A 258-nucleotide genomic window follows, 5' to 3' on the forward strand; every position below is an offset into this window, starting at 1 on the left:
GGCCGATCACCCTCTCAGGTCGGCTACGCATCGTCGCCTTGGTGAGCCGTTACCTCACCAACTAGCTAATGCGCCGCGGGCCCATCCTGTAGTGACAGCCGAAACCGTCTTTTAACATTCCCCCATGAGAAGGAATGGATTATTCGGTATTAGCCCCGGTTTCCCGGAGTTATCCCAATCTACAGGGCAGGTTGCCCACGTGTTACTCACCCGTCCGCCGCTAAATCAGAAGAAGCAAGCTTCTTCATCATTCGCTCG

Annotated in this window: 1 rRNA gene; it reads right to left on the bottom strand. The window is 55.0% G+C overall.

Features of this window, described 5'->3' with window-relative positions:
* Positions 1 to 258: ribosomal RNA gene (locus PGC35_RS22140) — 16S ribosomal RNA — on the bottom strand; the annotation flags it as partial.

Source organism: Psychrobacillus sp. PGGUH221 (genome assembly GCF_042055255.1).
In the GTDB taxonomy this organism is placed as follows: Bacteria; Bacillota; Bacilli; order Bacillales_A; family Planococcaceae; genus Psychrobacillus.